22 protein-coding genes and 1 other RNA gene are annotated in these 19,239 nt (G+C 35.5%); all 23 read left to right on the plus strand.

The window, feature by feature from the left end; genetic code table 11:
- Positions 1-3 precede the first annotated feature (3 nt).
- The 23 genes from ACY2U7_RS01165 (at position 4) to murA (ending at position 19,088) form a co-directional block, all read left to right on the plus strand.
- A complete protein-coding gene (locus tag ACY2U7_RS01165; RefSeq protein ID WP_461812468.1) occupies positions 4-810 on the plus strand; it encodes a M15 family metallopeptidase in 807 nt (268 codons plus the stop codon).
- A 72-nt stretch (positions 811-882) separates the two neighbouring features.
- Positions 883-1,536: a hypothetical protein gene (locus ACY2U7_RS01170; protein ID WP_461815706.1), complete on the plus strand. Its 654-nt coding sequence runs from the start codon at positions 883-885 to the stop codon at positions 1,534-1,536.
- A gap of 120 nt (positions 1,537-1,656) precedes the next feature.
- Positions 1,657-2,376 carry a DUF6128 domain-containing protein gene (locus ACY2U7_RS01175; protein WP_461812470.1) on the plus strand — a complete coding sequence of 240 codons (720 nt, stop codon included), beginning with the start codon at positions 1,657-1,659 and terminating at the stop codon, positions 2,374-2,376.
- On the plus strand, positions 2,373-2,840 hold the full coding sequence (tadA, locus tag ACY2U7_RS01180) for a tRNA adenosine(34) deaminase TadA (protein ID WP_461812471.1): 468 nt from the start codon (positions 2,373-2,375) through the stop codon (positions 2,838-2,840). The genes ACY2U7_RS01175 and tadA overlap by 4 nt, the downstream gene beginning before the upstream one ends.
- A gap of 32 nt (positions 2,841-2,872) precedes the next feature.
- Positions 2,873-3,134: signal recognition particle sRNA large type (gene ffs / locus ACY2U7_RS01185), an RNA gene on the plus strand.
- Between the two features lie 55 nt (positions 3,135-3,189).
- A complete protein-coding gene (locus ACY2U7_RS01190; protein ID WP_461815761.1) occupies positions 3,190-4,914 on the plus strand; it encodes a B12-binding domain-containing radical SAM protein in 1,725 nt (574 codons plus the stop codon).
- Positions 4,915-5,130: 216 nt separating this feature from the next.
- Positions 5,131-6,729, plus strand: a complete 1,599-nt coding sequence (locus ACY2U7_RS01195; protein ID WP_461815707.1) for a VanW family protein — start codon at positions 5,131-5,133, stop codon at positions 6,727-6,729.
- Between the two features lie 25 nt (positions 6,730-6,754).
- The gene (locus ACY2U7_RS01200; protein ID WP_461815708.1) at positions 6,755-7,744 is read left to right on the plus strand and encodes an AIR synthase-related protein; all 990 of its coding nucleotides are present in this window, start codon (positions 6,755-6,757) and stop codon (positions 7,742-7,744) included.
- An 11-nt stretch (positions 7,745-7,755) separates the two neighbouring features.
- Positions 7,756-8,238 carry an Lrp/AsnC family transcriptional regulator gene (locus ACY2U7_RS01205; protein ID WP_461812475.1) on the plus strand — a complete coding sequence of 161 codons (483 nt, stop codon included), beginning with the start codon at positions 7,756-7,758 and terminating at the stop codon, positions 8,236-8,238.
- On the plus strand, positions 8,238-9,419 hold the full coding sequence (locus ACY2U7_RS01210) for an aminotransferase class I/II-fold pyridoxal phosphate-dependent enzyme (protein ID WP_461812476.1): 1,182 nt from the start codon (positions 8,238-8,240) through the stop codon (positions 9,417-9,419). The genes ACY2U7_RS01205 and ACY2U7_RS01210 overlap by 1 nt, the downstream gene beginning before the upstream one ends.
- Positions 9,412-9,909 (plus strand): tRNA (uridine(34)/cytosine(34)/5-carboxymethylaminomethyluridine(34)-2'-O)-methyltransferase TrmL, encoded by a 498-nt coding sequence (trmL, locus tag ACY2U7_RS01215; RefSeq protein ID WP_461812477.1) that lies wholly within the window; start codon positions 9,412-9,414, stop codon positions 9,907-9,909. The genes ACY2U7_RS01210 and trmL overlap by 8 nt, the downstream gene beginning before the upstream one ends.
- Before the next feature lie 78 nt (positions 9,910-9,987).
- Entirely contained in the window at positions 9,988-10,221 is a 234-nt protein-coding gene (locus ACY2U7_RS01220; protein ID WP_461812478.1) for an AtpZ/AtpI family protein, read from the plus strand.
- The gene (locus ACY2U7_RS01225) at positions 10,211-10,612 is read left to right on the plus strand and encodes a hypothetical protein (protein ID WP_461812479.1); all 402 of its coding nucleotides are present in this window, start codon (positions 10,211-10,213) and stop codon (positions 10,610-10,612) included. Before ACY2U7_RS01220 ends, ACY2U7_RS01225 begins: the two co-directional genes overlap by 11 nt.
- 15 nt (positions 10,613-10,627) lie before the next feature.
- Positions 10,628-11,347: a F0F1 ATP synthase subunit A gene (gene atpB, locus ACY2U7_RS01230; protein ID WP_461812480.1), complete on the plus strand. Its 720-nt coding sequence runs from the start codon at positions 10,628-10,630 to the stop codon at positions 11,345-11,347.
- A 37-nt stretch (positions 11,348-11,384) separates the two neighbouring features.
- Complete coding sequence (gene atpE / locus ACY2U7_RS01235; RefSeq protein ID WP_009461770.1) at positions 11,385-11,651, plus strand: ATP synthase F0 subunit C; 267 nt, start codon at positions 11,385-11,387, stop codon at positions 11,649-11,651.
- A gap of 43 nt (positions 11,652-11,694) precedes the next feature.
- Positions 11,695-12,210 carry a F0F1 ATP synthase subunit B gene (gene atpF, locus ACY2U7_RS01240; protein WP_461812481.1) on the plus strand — a complete coding sequence of 172 codons (516 nt, stop codon included), beginning with the start codon at positions 11,695-11,697 and terminating at the stop codon, positions 12,208-12,210.
- A complete protein-coding gene (gene atpH, locus ACY2U7_RS01245) occupies positions 12,198-12,743 on the plus strand; it encodes an ATP synthase F1 subunit delta (RefSeq protein ID WP_461812482.1) in 546 nt (181 codons plus the stop codon). Before atpF ends, atpH begins: the two co-directional genes overlap by 13 nt.
- Before the next feature lie 27 nt (positions 12,744-12,770).
- Positions 12,771-14,273, plus strand: a complete 1,503-nt coding sequence (gene atpA / locus ACY2U7_RS01250; protein WP_461812483.1) for a F0F1 ATP synthase subunit alpha — start codon at positions 12,771-12,773, stop codon at positions 14,271-14,273.
- A 16-nt stretch (positions 14,274-14,289) separates the two neighbouring features.
- On the plus strand, positions 14,290-15,150 hold the full coding sequence (gene atpG, locus ACY2U7_RS01255; RefSeq protein WP_461812484.1) for an ATP synthase F1 subunit gamma: 861 nt from the start codon (positions 14,290-14,292) through the stop codon (positions 15,148-15,150).
- A 39-nt stretch (positions 15,151-15,189) separates the two neighbouring features.
- Positions 15,190-16,581 (plus strand): F0F1 ATP synthase subunit beta, encoded by a 1,392-nt coding sequence (gene atpD / locus ACY2U7_RS01260; protein WP_461812485.1) that lies wholly within the window; start codon positions 15,190-15,192, stop codon positions 16,579-16,581.
- A gap of 12 nt (positions 16,582-16,593) precedes the next feature.
- The gene (gene atpC / locus ACY2U7_RS01265) at positions 16,594-16,995 is read left to right on the plus strand and encodes an ATP synthase F1 subunit epsilon (RefSeq protein WP_461812486.1); all 402 of its coding nucleotides are present in this window, start codon (positions 16,594-16,596) and stop codon (positions 16,993-16,995) included.
- Between the two features lie 171 nt (positions 16,996-17,166).
- On the plus strand, positions 17,167-17,568 hold the full coding sequence (locus ACY2U7_RS01270) for a hypothetical protein (RefSeq protein ID WP_461815709.1): 402 nt from the start codon (positions 17,167-17,169) through the stop codon (positions 17,566-17,568).
- Positions 17,569-17,795: 227 nt separating this feature from the next.
- The gene (murA, locus tag ACY2U7_RS01275) at positions 17,796-19,088 is read left to right on the plus strand and encodes a UDP-N-acetylglucosamine 1-carboxyvinyltransferase (protein ID WP_461815710.1); all 1,293 of its coding nucleotides are present in this window, start codon (positions 17,796-17,798) and stop codon (positions 19,086-19,088) included.
- Positions 19,089-19,239 lie beyond the last annotated feature (151 nt).

Raw genomic sequence — 19,239 nt, forward strand, 5'->3', positions numbered from 1 at the left:
ATAATGAAAGGAAAGTTGCAGAAAATAGAAGAATTTTTGAAAAATATTCGAGTAAGTAAGAAAGAGTGGATTGCAGCCGGAATAAGTATAATTTTACTGATTGGTGCTATGATCGGATTTTTTGCAGGAAAATCTTTTGCAGATGAAAGAGCGAAGAAAGACAGAGAAGCGTTGACGATAAAATATGCAAAGAATGAGAAAAAATTAGAAGAACAATTATGGGAAATGAAAATAAAGTCACCTAAAAAAAGGCCGTGGTATTTGACTTTGGTAAACGATACAAATCCAATACAGGAAGGATATATTCCTAAACTGGAAACAATTGTTGGAGAGTATCAAGTAGATTCTCGTATTGCAGAACCTTTAAGAAAAATGTTGGCTGATGCAAAAAAGGACGGAATGAATTTGGCAATTTGTTCCGCGTATCGCTCTGTAGAAAAACAGAAAGAATTATATAATTTATATATGGGAAATGAAGTACGTTCGGGTAAAAGTTATTGGAATGCTTTAGAAGAAACAATCAAATCAACAGCGTATCCGGGGAAGAGTGAGCATAATTTAGGGTTGGCTGTGGATATTGTTGCGGCAAAATACCCAAATTTGGACGAAAAACAAAAAGATACTCCTGAAGCAAAATGGCTTTCTAAAAATTGTTATAAATATGGATTTATTCTTCGTTATCCTTTAGATAAAACAAATGTGACAGGAATTATTTATGAGCCATGGCATTATCGCTATGTGGGGAAAGAAGATGCGAAAAAAATTATGGAGCGTGGAATCACATTGGAGGAATATTTGGGAGAAGAGTAGGAGCTGAAGATTGACGAAATAAATAATTATGTTTACAATGAATCTTAGATGATTTATGAGGAGGGAAAACCAATGATAAATCTCACATTTGGTGAGCAAGTAAAAATTGTTTTGAACCGTAATGGAATGACAATCAAAGACTTGGCAGAGTTGATGGAAGAGAAAACTGGAAAGAAAATGTCCAGACAAAATTTAACACAACGCTTAAATCGAGATAATTTTCAAGAACAAGATATGCGTCAGATTGCGGAGGTTTTAGGTTGCCCGTTTCAGTTAAGTATTCTTGAAGAAAGTAAACCAGTTGTTAAAACGAAGAAAGCAAAACAGATTGAAAGAGAAGTAACTATTGAGGATTTAGTCGATCTAGAAGAGGTTAAATCAAATCAGGCTAAAGAAAAATTGCCTGAAAAGCATATAGATAAGAAACTTTCATCGTCGTCAGGAACATTTAAAGGATTTAAGAAGCCGAGATATCAAAAATCTTCTATACAGCAAATGGAAAAACCTGAAGAGCAGAGTGTTGTGGGAGAGATAAATCCTTACACAAGGCGAGAATATGAAAATAATAGTGTTCGTATGCATCCAAAGCGCATCGGTTATGTACAAGTGTATGATAGATCAGAACATAAATGGACAGATATGACGGAATGGGCATTTTTAGGTTTTCAAGAGCGGAAGAAAAAATTACTTGGGAAGGATTACGAGCCGCCGATTTATTTAGATTAATCAATTATAAAGTAGAATGTGCTTTTGTACATTCTATTTTTCATAGATAGGAAAGCAAGCATATAAAAGTACCTTATAGAATAGATATATGTATAAATAGACAAGATAGAGGGATTGTGATTGAAACGATTTACACAGTATTTATACGAATATCAGCAAAGTGAAAGAATCAAAAATATAGGATTTGTAAAGGTGGAACAAGGAATCCAGGAGGAAAGAATACAGATACAAGCTAGAGGAATTTTCTTTTCTTCAATAAAAAAACTAAAAGTATATTTGGTTTGTAGAAAAGAGGATTCCTATGAAGGTGTTTTTCAAGGAGAAATAGAAAAGAAGAAACCATTCATACAATATATATTAACAGTTTCTAAGAAAGAGATAGAAAAGGAAGTTTGTGGAATTATTCTTGAAGATGAGGAACATAAGAGATATATGGCGACTTGGAATGGGGAAGTAATAAATGTAGATATGATTTTAACAGAGCCATTGAAGGAGATGGAGATAGAAGAAGATGAGATAGAAAAGAAGAAAGATATTTATGAAAAAATTCAACGGCGAGATTTAGCAAGACTGCCTAGAAGAGAATGGAAATTAGCGAACAACAATTTCCTTCTTCATGGATTTTACAATTATCATCATTTACTTTGGATTGAAGAAGAAGGAGAATTATATATCGGTGTTCCGGGAGTAAATCATGCTAGAGAAGTACAGGCGGCAAATGCCTTTGGATTTACAGAATTTAGAATAATGGAAAACAAAGACATAGAACTCACCGAGGATGAAAAGAATCTGAGAGAAGATTTTGGGTATTTTTGTAGGAGGATTAAAAGAAACGAATGAATCAAGATGAAAAATATATGAAAGAGGCAATTAAGCAAGCGAAAAAGGCATATGAGATGAATGAAGTACCAATTGGGTGTGTAATTGTGTGTGAAAATAAGATTATCAGTAGGGGATATAATAGAAGGACTACAGATAAAAATCCGCTTGCTCATGCAGAAATGATTGCTATAAAAAAGGCAAGCAAAAAGATTGGAGATTGGAGACTTGAAGATTGTACAATGTATGTAACCTTAGAACCTTGTCAAATGTGTTCTGGAGCAATTGTGCAATCTAGAATGAAAAAAGTAGTAGTTGGTTGTATGAATGCAAAAGCAGGATGTGCTGGTTCGATACTAAATCTGCTTCAAATGGAGGAGTTTAATCATCAAGTAGAATTGGAAACAGGAGTATTAGAAGCAGAATGCAGTCTTTTGATGAAAAATTTTTTTAAAGAACTGAGAAAAGCGAAGCAGAAGCATTGACATTTGTAGGTGAAACAGGGTATAATATAGTCTCGTGCAGCCGGGGTGTTAGCGGTACCTTGTACCCACAATCCGCTATAGTGGGGGTGATATTACACGGAGGGCTTTATTTTGTGAGGCTGCCCTTTGAAAGTGGCGTTGATGTTTGGGTCTTACGCGACAGGAATCCATGAACCGTGTCAGGTCGGGAACGGAGCAGCACTAAGTGGAACCTTCTGGGTGCCGTAAGGGTGCCTGGGCTGAGTTAACTACAAAGGTAACGTTCATGAAATGAGTTCGAAGTGTAATGCACGAAAAAAGGAGAGTTACAGAGTCCGTGAGGGCTCTTTTTTAATAGTAGGAGGAAATGATGAAGATTATACTGACGGCAATCAATGCAAAATATATCCATTCTAATTTGGCGGTTTATAGCTTAAAAGCATATGCAAAAAAATATGCAGACAATATTTCACTTTTAGAGTATACAATTAATCAGCAGTTAGACGAAATTTTGATGGATCTTTATAAACAAAAGCCAGATGTACTTTGCTTTTCCTGTTATATTTGGAATATATCTTATGTGGAAACGCTTATTCGTGAAATACATAAAATTTTACCTGATTTACCCATTTGGCTTGGAGGACCAGAAGTTTCCTATGATGCATCGAAAGTATTAGAAGAACTGCCTGAGGTAACCGGAGTCATAAAAGGTGAAGGAGAGGAAACATTTTTGGATATTGTTTCTTATTATATAGACAAGAAAGAAGAAAGCTACCTTCAAGATATAAAAGGAATTTCTTATAGAAATCAATGGGGAAAGATTATAGAAAATCCATGGCGTGAAATCATGGATTTAAGTAAAGTTCCGTTTGTATATGAAGATATGGATGAATTTAAGAATAAAATTATCTATTATGAAACAAGTAGAGGATGTCCATTTTCATGTAGTTATTGCTTGTCATCAGTTGATAAGTGTCTTCGGTTTCGTGACTTGGAATTAGTGAAGAAAGAATTGCAGTTTTTCCTTGATCATGAAGTTCCCCAAGTTAAATTTGTAGATAGAACGTTTAATTGTAAGCACGATCATGCATTAACAATTTGGAAATATATAGCAGAACATGATAATGGGATAACAAATTTCCATTTTGAAATATCGGCAGACTTGTTAAATGAAGAAGAGTTGGAACTCCTTGGAACAATGCGAGAGGGGCTAGTTCAATTAGAAATTGGAGTGCAATCGACAAATCCAAAGACAATTAAAGAAATAAAAAGAACAATGCGGTTTGAGAAAGTGGCTTGCGCAGTGCAACAAGTGAATTCTGGAAAGAATATTCACCAACATTTAGATTTGATTGCAGGGCTTCCATATGAAAACTATGAAAGTTTTGGACAATCGTTTAATGATGTGTATGCTCTTTCGCCAGAGCAATTGCAGTTGGGATTTTTGAAGGTGCTCAAAGGTTCTTATATGGAAGAACATACAAAAGAGTATGGATTAGTTTATAAAAGTCTTCCACCATATGAAGTTCTTTACACAAAATGGTTGCCATATGAAGATGTTTTGAAATTAAAAAGAATAGAGGAAATGGTAGAAAGTTATTATAATAGTGGACAGTTTTCTTATACCGTGAAACATTTAGTTAAAGAATTTTTGACCCCGTTTACTTTTTTTGAAAAGTTGGGAGAATATTATGAGGAGCATGCGTTTCATACAGTAAGTCATTCAAGAATTACACGATATGAAATTTTGCTTGGCTTTGTGGAAAAATATGTGAAAGAAAAAAGAGATTTATATCGACAATTACTTGTGTTTGATCTATATCTTCGAGAAAATATAAAAAGTCGTCCTATATTTGCGGGGGAAAATACAGTAGATAAAGAATGGCTCAGTGAATTTTATGAAAAAGAGTCAAAAGAACATCAATATCTATGTGGGTATGAAAAGTATGATAAACGGCAATTGAGAAAAATGACGCATATAGAGAAATTTACGTATGATGTACTAGGAGATGGCAGAAAAAAAGATACGATGATTCTATTTGATTATCAAAACCGTAGCAAGTTAAACTACCAAGCAACGATTTTTCATTTGTAGAATTGTGACTATTGTTTCTTGCAAAAAGGTGCTAAAGAGTATAAAATGAAAGTATTCTTTAGAAGAGAAGGGGTAATAAAAGATGAATTTCTATGATAAAAAGTTTAAGAAAATTGTATCTGTTGTCATATTGGTAGTTATTGTTGCGATGTTGGCAACATCTGTATTACCATATATCATGTAAAGAAAACCAAAATCGAGGGAGAGGGTTGGTTTATGCGTAAAGGAATCAAAGATAGCAAAAGAAGGAATGAACAAGAGAAAAAACACCGGAAAATAGCCAAAATATGTGGCTTGATTTTCGTGTGTTTTTTGTTTGTTTATGGAGTGATATACGCTATGTTATATCATCAAGTCAATAAACAAGCAAAAGAGAAAATATGTGAAGGAGTGTTTATTGGGAGGACAAATGTTTCTGGTATGAATGAGAAACAGGCTCTGAATGCTGTAGATCGGCAAGCAAAGTTATATGAGAAACAGAAAATTTTTCTATTAGCCGGAGATAAGAAAACAGAAGTTTTATTAGGAGAACTTGGATTTGATATTTTTAAAGAAGAAGATTTGATTAAAAATGCCATTGATTATGGAAAGAAAGGCAATGTATTCAGTCGCTATATTGAAATAAAGGATTTAAAGAAAAAGAATACAGTATTAAAACCAGTTTATCAAATAGAAAAAGAGAAAGCCAAGAAAGTTTTAACGGAAAAGTTAAAAGGAATCCTTCCAAAAGCAGTAGACGCAACGATTGCAAGAAAAGATGGAGCCTTTGTTTTAACAAAAGATCAACAAGGGAAAGAGTTAAACTCAGATAAGACAATTGATGCAATCAATCGATATTTAAACAAAGATTGGAATGGGAAAGAAGGAAAAATAGAAGTTGTTTCTGACGTAAAGAACCCACGTGTACAGAAGAAAGATTTGGAAAGTATTAAAGATCCTCTTGGAACATTTTCTACGTATTGTGGAAGTGGACAAACAAGAGTGGTTAATATAAAAAATGGAGTACAGAAAATTCATGGCTCAGTTATTATGCCCGGGGAAGAATTTTCAGTAGGAAAGGCAATGCAACCTTTTGAAAAAAGTAATGGTTATGTTGAGGCTGGAGCATTTGAGAATGGAGAACTTGTGCAAAGTATTGCTGGTGGAATTTGTCAAGTATCTACAACTTTATATAATGCCGTTATTGAATCGGAGCTGGAAGTGACAAGTAGACAGCCACACTCCATGACGGTTAGTTATGTGAAGCCTTCAAGAGATGCAGCTATTGCAGGAAATTATAAAGATTTTCGGTTTAAAAATAATTTGCAGACTCCGATTTTTATTGAGGGATATGTTGCAAATGGAAATGTAGTTTTCACAATTTATGGAAAAGAAACACGAAAAGCGGATAGAAAAGTAGAGTATATTAGTGAGGTGATTTCTACAGAAGCGCCTAAGAAAAAATATGTGGCACAAACGGGTGCTGCTATTGGATATTTATCAGAAAAGAAAGGCACACATAAAGGAATGATTGCACGACTTTGGAAAGTGGTTTATGAGGGGGGAAAAGAAGTTAGCAGAGATATTTTCAATAAAAGTTCTTATAATCCTTCGGTGACAACAGTTTCAGTAGGGACAGCGTCTACAAATCCTGCATATACGAAACAAATACAAGATGCGATTAGAACACAAGATGAAAGTAGAATAAGAACAGCTATTGCAGATGTAAAAGCTAAAGAAGCGGCTGCACAGGTTCCGATTCCAACACCGCAACCGCAAAACCCAACAGTACCTCAACAGCCAGTGCCTCCTACAGCACCACAGACTACACCATAAGGGAAAAATAAAAAGGATAGTACAGATGAAGATAGGGAATGTATCACAGACAGTTATTAGACGGTCTATATTAAAACAATTAAAGACGAAAAGAAAAGAAGCAATCATAGAACCATCCGTGGAAGAAATGTGTTCTGGAATTACTGTTCCGAATGGTTACCAGACGATTTTTACAAACGTCACATTATATGGGAATGAAAAAGATATTGCAATGTTTGCTTTTGCACAGGCATTAAATGATTTGTATACAAGAGGAGCATCTCCGATTGGCGTGAATTTAAGTATTTTACTGCCACCTTACGCATATGAATCCCGTTTAAAATCTATGGTGGAGTTTGCAGAGAAGATTGCAGAAAGACAAAACATACAGATTTTGAATGTAAAAGCACAGGTGAGTCCTGCAATTACAAAAGCTGTTATTACAGTTGTTGGAGTTGGAATGCTCGAAGAGGGAGAACTTATTCAAAGTTCTATGGGAAAGGCAAATCAAGATATTATTATGACAAAATGGATTGCCTTAGAAGGAACACTTCGGATTGTGCGAGAAAAAAAGGAAGAATTGGAACAACGGTTTGTCCCTACATTTATGGCGCAGATAAATCTTCTTGAAGAAAATTTATTTGCAGATAAAGAATTAAAATTAGCAAAAAAATATGGGGTTTCAGCGATGCATCAGATTACAGATGGAGGTATTCTTGCGGCATTATGGAATATGGCGGAAGCGTCAGATATAGGTGTGGAAATAGATTTAAAGAAAATCCCAGTCAAGCAGGAAACAATAGAAGTATGTGAATATTTTCAGTTGAATCCGTATCAAATGACGTCAGCAGGGAGTACGCTTTTAATGACAGAGAATGGAAAAGAGTTAGTGGAGTTGTTACTTAAAAATGGAATTCATGCCGAGGTGATTGGAAGAACCACAGCTGTAAAAGAAAGAGTGATTTTTAATCAAGAGGAAAAAAGATATATTGATAGACCGGCGCAGGATGAATTGTTGAAAATTTATGGAGTATAAAGGAGAAGACAATGAGAAAAGAAATACTGAGTTATATTGAAACACATAGTAGAGTGGAATTGAAAGAATTGGCAATTCTTTTAGGGACGGATGAGGTTACCGTTGCAAATGAAATTGCCGATATGGAGAAAGAAAAAATTATATGTGGTTATCATACATTAATTGATTGGGATAAAGCTGGAGTGGAGAAGATTACAGCATTAATTGAAGTTCGTGTTACACCACAGAGAAATCAAGGGTTTGATCGTATTGCAGAAAGAATTTATAATTATCCGGAAGTTTCTGCAGTTTACCTTATCTCAGGAGGATACGATTTGCTTGTTACTTTGGAAGGGAAAACATTGAAAGAAGTATCCATGTTTGTTTCGGAAAAACTTTCGCCAATAGAATCGGTAATAAGTACAGCGACACATTTTATTTTAAAGAAATATAAAGATCATTCAACTATATTGGTGAATAAATCTAAAGGAGAAAGGATACCGGTGATGCCATAATGAGAAATCCATTATCAGAAAAAATTGTAAATATTGCACCATCAGGAATTCGAAGATTTTTTGATTTGGTTAGTGAGATGGATGATGCTATTTCTTTGGGAGTAGGTGAACCGGATTTTGATACACCGTGGAAAATACGTGAAGAAGGTATTTACTCTCTTGAAAAGGGAAGAACCTTTTATACATCAAATGCAGGGTTAAAAGAATTAAAGCAAGAAATAAGCAGATATTTATCAAGAAAAATAAATGTAGAATATGATTTTAAAGATGAAATTATTGTGACTGTAGGTGGAAGTGAAGGGATTGATATTGCTTTACGCGCTATGCTGGATAAGGGAGATGAAGTTTTAATTCCACAGCCAAGTTATGTTTCGTATTTACCTTGTACAGTATTGGCAGATGGTGTTCCAGTGATTATACCTTTACAACGAAAGAATGAATTCAAACTAACGGTAGAAGAACTTGAAGAAGTTGTGACAGAAAAGACGAAAATACTTGTATTGCCGTTTCCTAATAATCCAACAGGTTCTATAATGACCAAAAAAGATTTAGAACCGATTGCGAAATTTGTAGTAGAGCATGATTTGTTTGTTTTATCAGATGAGATTTATTCAGAACTGAGTTACCAAGGGGACCATGTGTCAATAGCAAGTTTTCCGGGAATGAAAGAAAGAACAATTGTAATTAATGGATTTTCAAAGGGATTTGCTATGACAGGATGGCGGCTAGGATATGCCTGTGGACCGAAAAATATTATAGAACAAATGGTAAAAATTCACCAGTATGCAATTATGTGTGCGCCTACAAATAGCCAGTATGCAGCCGTAGAAGCGTTGAAAAATTGTGAAGACGAAGTGGAAAAAATGAGAACTGCCTATAATCAAAGGAGACGTTTTCTTGTTAATGAGTTTAAACGGATGAAGTTAGATTGTTTTGAACCTTATGGGGCATTTTATATTTTCCCAAGTATTAAAGAGTTTGGTATGACCTCAGAAGAATTTGCTATGAAATTTTTAGAAGAAGAGAAGGTTGCAGTTGTTCCAGGAACAGCGTTTGGAGAATGTGGAGAAGGATTTTTACGTATTTCTTATGCGTATTCACTAGAAGACTTAAAAGAAGCAATTGGAAGATTGGAAAAATTTATCAATCGATTGAGAGAAAGGACAGAAATAAATGCTTAATATCGTTTTATTTGAACCAGAGATACCTGCAAATACAGGTAATATTGGAAGGACTTGTGTAGCGACAAATACAAGACTACATTTGATAGAACCGTTAGGATTTCGACTAAATGAAAAGGCGTTAAAAAGAGCGGGTATGGATTATTGGAATGATTTAGATGTGACAACATACATTAATTTTGAAGAATTTTTAGAAAAAAATCCAAATGCAAAAATTTATATGGCAACAACGAAAGCGAAAAATGTGTACACAGATGTTACATATGAACCAGACTGCTATATAATGTTTGGCAAAGAAAGTGCAGGAATTCCAGAAGAGATTTTAGTAGAACATCAAGAAGAAAGTATTCGTATTCCGATGTCACATGACATTCGATCGTTGAATTTGGGAAATTCTGTAGCAATTGTTTTATATGAAGCTCTTCGACAAAATGGTTTTGCTAATATGGAGAAAGAAGGACATCTTCATCGCTTAGAGTGGAGGGAATAAAGTTATCATCCTTTAACTGTGGACTTTGAGTATAAAAAGTGTTATAACAATAACAGGCAAGAAATTGGAGGAGACTTTATGAAATATAAAAAGAGTGTACATAGAACATTTGCGTTGATTACACAGGTTGGAATAAGCATGATTGTTCCTATTTTGATGTGTGCATGGATAGGTTCTTATCTTGAAGAAAAGTTTTCATTGCCAATTTTTATCCCCCTTGTCATTATGGGAGTTTTAGCTGGGGGAAGAAATGTTTACTATTTAGTCAGACACGCGAATGAAGATTCAGAGGATGAAGAAAATGATAAATAATTCAGCAGATGAAACATTGAAGGAATTAATCGCGGGTATCATTGTATATGGAACGGTTGTGCAGATTCCGGTATGCTTTATTGCAACAGGGAATCTTTCTTATTTGTCTTTAGGATTATGGATAGGCGTTGTTGTGGCAATCGGGATGGCACTTCATATGAAACGTTCCATAGAAGATGCTTTGGACTTGGGAGAAGCAGGAGCAGCAAAACATATGAGAAAAATGTATGCACTGCGATATGTAAGTGTAGCAATTATATTTGGTGCTACAGTTTATTTTGACGTTGGGAATCCAATTACACTGCTAGTCGGTGTTTTGGGATTAAAAATAGGGGCTTATTTGCAGCCTCACACACATAAAGTGTTGTTGAAATTAAAAAAATCTAAGTAAAGGAGGTTGAAGCACGTGGGAAATGGACTAGGGATATTAGCGGCTAAAGAAGCGGACTTTATGATTCATTCACTTGTAAAGTTCAAACTGTTCGGCCAAGATTTATACTTGACAACGACTCATGTCAGTATTTTTATCATATGCGTTGGGCTGATTATATTTGCTCTTGTCGCAAGGATAAAGTTAAAAGATACTGATGGAAAACCGAGTAAATTTCAAAATGTGGTGGAATACATCGTTGAGACGTTAGATAGTATGGTGCATGGTGGTATGGGCAAAAAGGGAATACCATATAGAAACTATATTGGAACACTATTCCTATTTATTCTGTTTAGTAATATCTCAGGATTGCTTGGTTTAAGACCACCAACAGCGGATTATGGTGTTACATTTCCACTTGGTATTATTACATTTTTCTTGATTCAATTTAATAATATCAGGTACAACAAATTTGGTGCATTTACAGATTTGTTTAAGCCATTGCCGTTTCTATTCCCAATAAATCTGATTGGAGAAATTGCGGTGCCATTTTCATTATCATTGCGTTTGTTCGGAAATGTATTATCGGGAACAGTAATTATGGCTTTGCTTTATGGATTATTATCCAATATCGCAATTGCATGGCCAGGATTCTTGCACATTTATTTCGATATCTTTTCTGGAGCGATTCAAACATACGTATTCTGTATGTTGACAATGGTATTTGTCAGTGACAAGATACCGGACAAAAAGTAACAAGAAAAACAAAAACATATTTTAGGAGGATTTAACTATGAATGGAATTTCAAATGAAGCATTAATTTTAGCGTGTTCAGCAATCGGTGCTGGTCTTGCAATGATCGCAGGTATCGGACCTGGTATTGGACAAGGTGTTGCAGCAGGTCATGGTGCATCAGCAGTAGGTAGAAACCCAGGAGCAAAATCAGACATTACATCTACAATGTTACTTGGTCAGGCCGTAGCGGAAACAACTGGTCTTTACAGTTTGGTTATCGCACTTATCCTGTTATTCGCTAACCCATTATTAGGTAAACTTTAAGAATAACGGAAATTGAAAATAAGATAAGGAAGGAGGCTGAACCTTGGAACGATTATTTACCCTTGATGCACAGTTCCTTTTCGATGCGATAGTATTGGCAATCAGTATGCTTGTTATGTTTACATTTTTATCCTATCTTTTGTTTGAACCAGTAAGAAACTTATTGGAAAAGCGAAGACAAAGGGTCTTAGATGAGCAAGAAACGGCTAAGAAAGAAAGAACAGATGCTAATGCATATAAGGAAGAGTACGAAAAGAAACTAAAAGAAGTGGATAAAGAGGCACAAGAAATTTTAAGTGCCACACGCAAAAAGGCAATGCAAAACGAAGCAAAAATTATTGCTGAAGCAAAAGAAGAGGCAGCCCGTATTATAGAACGCGGAAATGCGGAAATTGAATTGGAAAAGAAACGTGCATTAGATGAAATGAAGCAAGAAATGATTACAATCGCCTCTATGATGGCTGGAAAAGTTGTATCTGCTTCTATTGATACAAGTGTACAGGAGAGTCTAATTGAAGAAACATTAAAAGAAATGGGTGACAGTACATGGCTAAGTTAGTTTCTAAAACATATGGAGATGCATTATTTTCTGTAGCTATGGAAGAAAATCGTGTGGACACTTTTGCGGAAGAAGCAAAAGGGCTGACAGCCGTTTTTTCTGAAAACCAAGAACTTCAGAGATTAATGGACAATCCAAAGATTATTAAAGAAGAAAAAATAAAACTAATCGAAGAAACTTTTACAGGTCATGTATCAAAAGAAATTATCGGACTGATTGCACTTTTAATTGCAAAAGGGCACTCAAAAGACATTTCGTCCGTATTTGACTATTTTATAGCACTTGTAAAAGAGGAAAAGAAAATAGGTACTGCATTTGTTACAACTGCAATAGAATTAACAGATGTACAAAAAAGTGCAGTGGAACAAAGGCTTTTAGAAACAACCCGTTACGAGAATTTTGAAATGAATTATTCGGTAGATGAAAGTCTTATTGGCGGAATGGTTATCCGTATTGGTGATAGGGTTGTAGACAGCAGTATTCAGACAAAACTTTATGAATTGTCTAAGCAGTTGAAAAGTATTCAGATATAAAATATAAAAGAAAGGTGGATTCGCTCCATGAATTTAAGACCAGAAGAAATCAGTTCTGTCATTAAAGAACAGATTAAAAGATATGCGTCAGATTTAGAAGTATCTGATGTGGGAACGGTTATTCAAGTAGCTGATGGTATTGCGCGTATCCACGGTCTAGAAAACGCAATGCAGGGAGAACTTTTGGAGTTCCCTGGGGAAGTATACGGTATGGTGTTAAACCTTGAAGAAGATAATGTTGGTGCTGTTCTTTTAGGAGACAACAGAAACATTAACGAAGGGGATACCGTAAAAACAACTGGAAGAGTAGTAGAAGTTCCAGTTGGAGATTGTATGTTAGGTCGTGTTGTAAACGCACTTGGACAACCTATTGATGGGAAAGGACCTATTCAGGCAAAAGCATATCGTCAGATTGAAAGAGTTGCCTCAGGTGTTATTTCGCGTAAATCAGTAGACACACCGTTGCAGACAGGAATCAAGGCGATTGACTCTATGGTACCAATTGGAAGGGGACAGCGTGAGTTGATCATCGGGGATAGACAGACAGGTAAAACTGCAATCGCTATTGATACGATTATCAATCAAAAAGGGCAAGGAGTAAAATGTATTTATGTTGCAATTGGACAGAAAGCGTCAACAGTTGCAAATATTGTACAGACATTTGAAGAATATGGTGCAATGGATTATACAACTGTTGTTGCATCTACAGCAAGTGAACTTGCTCCACTTCAATATATCGCACCATATGCAGGTTGTGCTATGGGTGAAGAATGGATGGAAAAGGGAGAAGACGTATTGATCGTGTATGACGACTTGTCTAAACATGCGACAGCATACCGTACACTTTCATTACTTCTTAGAAGACCACCAGGACGTGAAGCTTACCCTGGAGATGTATTTTATCTTCATTCAAGACTTTTAGAGAGAGCGGCAAGATTGTCAGATGAGTTGGGAGGAGGATCTCTTACAGCCCTTCCAATTATTGAAACGCAAGCAGGGGATGTATCTGCTTATATTCCAACAAACGTTATTTCGATTACGGATGGACAAATTTTCCTTGAAACAGAAATGTTTAATGCAGGTTTTAGACCAGCGATTAACCCTGGTATTTCTGTATCGAGAGTTGGTGGTTCGGCACAGATTAAAGCGATGAAGAAAATTGCAGGTCCAATTCGTATTGACCTTGCACAATATCGTGAGTTGGCAGCATTCGCACAGTTTGGATCAGAACTTGATGCGGATACAACAGAACGTCTTGCACAGGGAGCACGTATTAAAGAAATGCTAAAACAACCTCAATATCAGCCAATGCCGGTTGAATATCAGGTTATTATTATTTACGCTGCAACACAGAAATATTTATTAGATATTCCAGTAGAGCGTGTTCTAGAATTTGAAAAAGGATTGTTTGAATTTATTCAGACAAAATATCCAGAAATTCCAGAGGCAATTAAAGTGGAAAAAGTGATTTCTGATAAAACAGAAGAAACACTTGTAAATGCAATCAATGAGTTCAAAAAAGAATTCTAAATAGAGGAGAATTGTCATGGCATCAATGAGAGAAATAAAACGGCGTAAAAGCAGTGTACAAAGTACACAACAGATTACAAAAGCCATGAAACTTATTTCTACCGTAAAATTGCAAAAAGCAAGAATGCGTGCAGAGAATTCAAAAGCATACTTTGAGTGTATGTATTCTACAGTGACATCTATGCTTGCAAAAGCGGGAAATATAGAACACCCATATTTGAAAGCAGGAGATTCAAAGAAAGTCGGTATTGTTGTTGTTACTTCTAATAGAGGACTTGCTGGAGGATACAACTCAAATGTAGTAAAACTCATTACGGAAAGTGGCATCGCAAAGGAAGATGTTCGGTTATATCTTGTTGGTAAAAAAGGAGCAGAGAGCCTTGTAAGAAAAGGCTATGAAGTTGTTCTTGATTGTTCTGATATGATAGAAGAACCGGCTTATGCAGATGCACAGGCACTAAGTAAAAGACTGCTTACAGATTTTGCTAATGGAGACATTGGTGAAATTTATGTAGCGTATACATTTTTCAAAAATACGGTAACACATATTCCGACATTAAGAAAATTACTTCCAGTTGACACGTCAACTGTAGCAGAAGAAAATGCGTCAGAAAACAATAACGTATTAATGAATTTTGAGCCAGAGGAAGAAAGGGCAATTAGCCTTCTTGTTCCGAAGTATATGACAAGTATTTTATATGGTGCATTTGTTGAAGCAGTTGCAAGTGAAAATGGTGCTCGTATGCAAGCAATGGATTCTGCAACAAATAATGCGGAAGAAATAATTGAGGACTTGGCATTAAAATATAATAGAGCCCGTCAGGGTGCTATTACACAAGAATTAACAGAGATTATAGCCGGTGCGGATGCACTATAGCAGCGGCGTTTATCTTTAGAAAAAGGTAGGAGTGAAAAAATGGCAGAAAGAAATATAGGTAAAATCACTCAAATTATTGGTGCGGTATTAGATATTAAATATGCTGATGGAAATCTTCCTGAAATTAATGAAGCCATTGATATTACAAGAAGTAATGGTGAAAAATTAGTTGTGGAAGTTGCACAACATTTGGGTGATGATACGGTAAGATGTATCGCCATGGGTCCAACAGATGGACTTATTAGAGGTATGGAAGCAGTCGCAACAGGCGCGCCTATTTCTGTTCCAGTAGGTGAAAATACATTAGGACGTATCTTTAACGTACTTGGAGAAGCAATCGATGAGAAACCTGCACCGACAGATGTAGAGTATGCACCGATTCATAGAAAGGCTCCTGCATTTGAAGAACAGGCAACAGAAGCTGAGATGCTTGAAACAGGTATCAAGGTAATCGACTTGCTTTGCCCTTATCAGAAAGGTGGTAAAATCGGTCTGTTTGGTGGTGCAGGTGTAGGAAAAACAGTATTAATTCAAGAATTGATTACAAATATTGCTACAGAACATGGTGGATACTCTGTGTTTACAGGTGTAGGAGAGAGAACTCGTGAAGGAAATGACCTTTACTATGAAATGATGGAATCAGGGGTTATCAATAAAACGGCCATGGTATTTGGGCAAATGAATGAGCCACCTGGAGCTCGTATGCGTGTAGGTCTTACAGGGTTGACAATGGCAGAATATTTCCGTGATAAAGGTGGAAAAGATGTTCTTTTATTTATTGATAATATTTTCCGTTTTACACAGGCAGGTTCGGAAGTTTCTGCGTTGCTTGGACGTATGCCTTCGGCAGTAGGATATCAACCTACATTACAGACAGAAATGGGAGCATTACAAGAACGTATCACTTCAACAAAGAATGGTTCTATTACATCTGTACAGGCTGTATATGTGCCTGCCGATGACTTAACTGACCCAGCACCAGCAACAACATTCGCCCACTTGGATGCGAAAGTTGTATTATCTCGTGCGATTACAGAACTTGGTATTTATCCAGCTGTAGATCCATTGGAATCTTCATCTCGTATGTTAGATCCTCATATTGTAGGAGAAGAGCATTATAAAGTTGCTCGTGGTGTGCAGGAAATTCTTCAGAAGTATAAAGAATTACAAGATATTATTGCAATGCTTGGTATGGATGAATTGTCAGAAGAAGATAAATTGACAGTATCTCGTGCAAGAAAAATTCAGAGATTCTTATCACAACCATTCTTCGTAGCAACACAGTTTACAGGATTTGAAGGAAGATATGTTCCAATTAGTGAGACAATTCAGGGATTTAAAGAAATTCTAGAAGGAAAACATGATGATGTTCCAGAAGGATATTTCTTAAATGCAGGTAATATTGACGATGTATTAGCACGCGTGCAGTAGGAGGTGTTTCCTATGGCAGAGAATGTATTTGAATTGAGAATTATTTCTCCTGATGAGGTGTTTTATGAGGGAGAATCGTCCTTCCTTGAATTTGTATCTGTAGAAGGAGAAATGGGAGTTTATAAAAATCATATTCCGTTAACAACTATATTAGAGCCTTGTGTAATGAAAATTCATCAGGGAACGGAAATGAAGAAAGCCGTTATTCTTGGAGGTTTTTTAGAAATTCTTCAAGAAAAAATTACTGTTCTTGCAGAAGACGCACAATGGCCAGAAGAAATTGATGTTGCCCGTGCAGAAGAAGCAAAAAAACGTGCTGAGGAACGTCTTAACAGTAAAAGTAATTCGATTGATGTTGCTCGAGCAGAAGCAGCATTGAAAAGAGCTATTGCTAGAATTAATGGTGTAAAATAAAGAAAGATTGGTGCTTTAACAAAGAAATTTGTTTAAGCATCAATTTTTTTGACCAAAATATTAAAAAAGAGAGAAATGTATTTTTTATAGAGCCTCGTCGGTTCAATGGAAGCACGATTTTTGTTAAAAAACATATAATACATTAGAGAAAATGTGAAGGGAAGAAAAGTAATGGATTATAAATTACCTTATTATATGACATATCCGATGCCTTTTGAATACGATGACGAAAGAAAAGAAAGGCAAGATATAGAATACATGAAAAGTCTCTATCCAATCACGGTGAAAAAAATACTTCCATTTGTGGAAGATGAATGTGAACGAATGGAGTATGAGGGGAGCATGATTTATGATGAGTATCCAGATATGTTAGGGATTCGATTGATGTGTAATCGAATTTGTGAACGGGTAGAAGCAATGGATCGGAGAGAAGATATCGAAGATGAGTTGGAAATGCAACAAAAAAAACTAAATAATCGAGAAAATATTAGAAATATTGTAGAGGTTTTGTTATTGCATGAATTGATGAAAAAGAGAAATGAGCATCGAAGACGTAGAAGAAGATTTTATTGATATAGACGATTGATATGAGGTGTGATAGAATAAAAAGAAAAGACAGTAATCTATAGAAAAAGTAGTAGATTACTGTCGAATTTCTTTTTTCTTTCCGTTGGAAAAATATTTTACAAATAAAGATTTTATGTTATAATAAAAACATACTATGCTCAAAATTAGAAAGACTAGTTAAAAAGAAAATTAAGATAGAAATAGGAATAAATATCCAGTAATCGAGGTGCAATATGGAGCAATATATTATAAAGGGAGGAACACCACTAGTTGGGGAGGTACAAATTGGTGGTGCTAAAAATGCAGCACTTGCAATACTTGCAGCTGCAATAATGACAGATGAAACAGTTACAATTGATAATTTGCCAGATGTAAACGACATTAATGTGTTGTTAGAAGCAATGGCAGGTATAGGTGCTACAATTCAAAGAGTAGACCGTCATACAGTAAAGATTAATGGTAGTGGAGTAAGAGATTTTAGCATTGAGTATGATTATATTAAGAAAATTCGTGCATCCTATTATCTTTTAGGAGCATTACTTGGGAAATACAATAAAGCAGAAGTAGCTCTTCCTGGGGGCTGTAATATTGGAAGTAGACCAATTGATCAGCATTTAAAGGGATTCAAAGCAATTGGTGCAGAAGTAGTTATTGAACATGGAAAGATTATTGCTGAAGCGGAACAGTTGAAAGGAACACATTTATATTTTGATGTTGTTAGTGTAGGAGCAACAATCAATGTTATGATGGCAGCAGCTATGGCTGAAGGAACGACGATTATGGAAAACGTTGCAAAAGAGCCTCATGTAGTAGATGTTGCAAACTTCTTAAATAGTATGGGTGCAAATATTAGAGGTGCAGGAACAGATGTAATTAAAATAAAAGGTGTTTCTAAATTGCATAAGACAGAGTATTCTATTATTCCAGATCAAATTGAAGCAGGAACATTTATGATGGCAGCTGCAGCAACAAAGGGAGATGTTATGGTAATGAATGTCATCCCGAAACATTTAGAAGCAACTACAGCAAAATTAGTAGAAATTGGTTGCGAAGTAGAAGAGTTTGATGATGCAGTTCGTGTTGTGGCGAAAGAAAGATTGAAACATACACAAGTGAAAACACTTCCATATCCAGGATTTCCAACAGATATGCAGCCACAAATGGGTGTGACATTGGCACTTTGTTCAGGGACAAGTACGATTACAGAAAGTATTTTTGAAAATCGTTTTAAATATTTAGATGAATTAGCTCGAATGGGTGCAAACATCAAAGTAGAAGGGAATTCTGCAACAATAGAAGGTGTAGAAAGATTTTCGGGAGCAAGAGTGAGCGCACCAGATTTAAGAGCGGGAGCAGCACTTTGCATAGCAGGACTTGCGGCTGACGGAATTACAATAGTAGATGATATTGTGTATATTCAAAGAGGATATGAACGATTTGAAGAAAAATTAAGAAAGCTTGGAGGCATGATCGAAAAGGTTTCTAGCGAAAAAGAAATTCAGAAGTTTAAATTTAAGGTTGGGTAAAAAAGAGGGAGGTATCTCCCTCTTTTTGTATTTGAGTTTATGATAAAGCGTAAAAAATCTACACTTTATCATAAAAAAACATATAGAAAAATTTTATCAAAATAGATAAAATAAAAGGGGTGTGCATAAGCATATGAAGAGGAGGAAAAAT

This window comes from Faecalimonas sp., assembly GCA_029264305.1.
Classification (GTDB): Bacteria; Bacillota; Clostridia; order Lachnospirales; family Lachnospiraceae; genus Faecalimonas.

Bases quoted from the DNA above. Each gene is read 5' to 3' on its own strand.
- ACY2U7_RS01210 (WP_461812476.1), top strand. From the start codon at position 8,238: ATGAGAAATCCATTATCAGAAAAAATTGTAAATATTGCACCATCAGGA.
- ACY2U7_RS01165 (WP_461812468.1), top strand. From the start codon at position 4: ATGAAAGGAAAGTTGCAGAAAATAGAAGAATTTTTGAAAAATATTCGA.
- atpD (WP_461812485.1), top strand. From the start codon at position 15,190: ATGGCAGAAAGAAATATAGGTAAAATCACTCAAATTATTGGTGCGGTA.
- atpA (WP_461812483.1), top strand. From the start codon at position 12,771: ATGAATTTAAGACCAGAAGAAATCAGTTCTGTCATTAAAGAACAGATT.
- ACY2U7_RS01205 (WP_461812475.1), top strand. From the start codon at position 7,756: ATGAGAAAAGAAATACTGAGTTATATTGAAACACATAGTAGAGTGGAA.
- tadA (WP_461812471.1), top strand. From the start codon at position 2,373: ATGAATCAAGATGAAAAATATATGAAAGAGGCAATTAAGCAAGCGAAA.
- atpG (WP_461812484.1), top strand. From the start codon at position 14,290: ATGGCATCAATGAGAGAAATAAAACGGCGTAAAAGCAGTGTACAAAGT.
- ACY2U7_RS01195 (WP_461815707.1), top strand. From the start codon at position 5,131: ATGCGTAAAGGAATCAAAGATAGCAAAAGAAGGAATGAACAAGAGAAA.
- atpC (WP_461812486.1), top strand. From the start codon at position 16,594: ATGGCAGAGAATGTATTTGAATTGAGAATTATTTCTCCTGATGAGGTG.
- ACY2U7_RS01200 (WP_461815708.1), top strand. From the start codon at position 6,755: ATGAAGATAGGGAATGTATCACAGACAGTTATTAGACGGTCTATATTA.
- murA (WP_461815710.1), top strand. From the start codon at position 17,796: ATGGAGCAATATATTATAAAGGGAGGAACACCACTAGTTGGGGAGGTA.
- atpE (WP_009461770.1), top strand. From the start codon at position 11,385: ATGAATGGAATTTCAAATGAAGCATTAATTTTAGCGTGTTCAGCAATC.
- atpH (WP_461812482.1), top strand. From the start codon at position 12,198: ATGGCTAAGTTAGTTTCTAAAACATATGGAGATGCATTATTTTCTGTA.
- ACY2U7_RS01220 (WP_461812478.1), top strand. From the start codon at position 9,988: ATGAAATATAAAAAGAGTGTACATAGAACATTTGCGTTGATTACACAG.
- ACY2U7_RS01170 (WP_461815706.1), top strand. From the start codon at position 883: ATGATAAATCTCACATTTGGTGAGCAAGTAAAAATTGTTTTGAACCGT.
- ACY2U7_RS01225 (WP_461812479.1), top strand. From the start codon at position 10,211: ATGATAAATAATTCAGCAGATGAAACATTGAAGGAATTAATCGCGGGT.
- ACY2U7_RS01190 (WP_461815761.1), top strand. From the start codon at position 3,190: ATGAAGATTATACTGACGGCAATCAATGCAAAATATATCCATTCTAAT.
- trmL (WP_461812477.1), top strand. From the start codon at position 9,412: ATGCTTAATATCGTTTTATTTGAACCAGAGATACCTGCAAATACAGGT.
- ACY2U7_RS01270 (WP_461815709.1), top strand. From the start codon at position 17,167: ATGGATTATAAATTACCTTATTATATGACATATCCGATGCCTTTTGAA.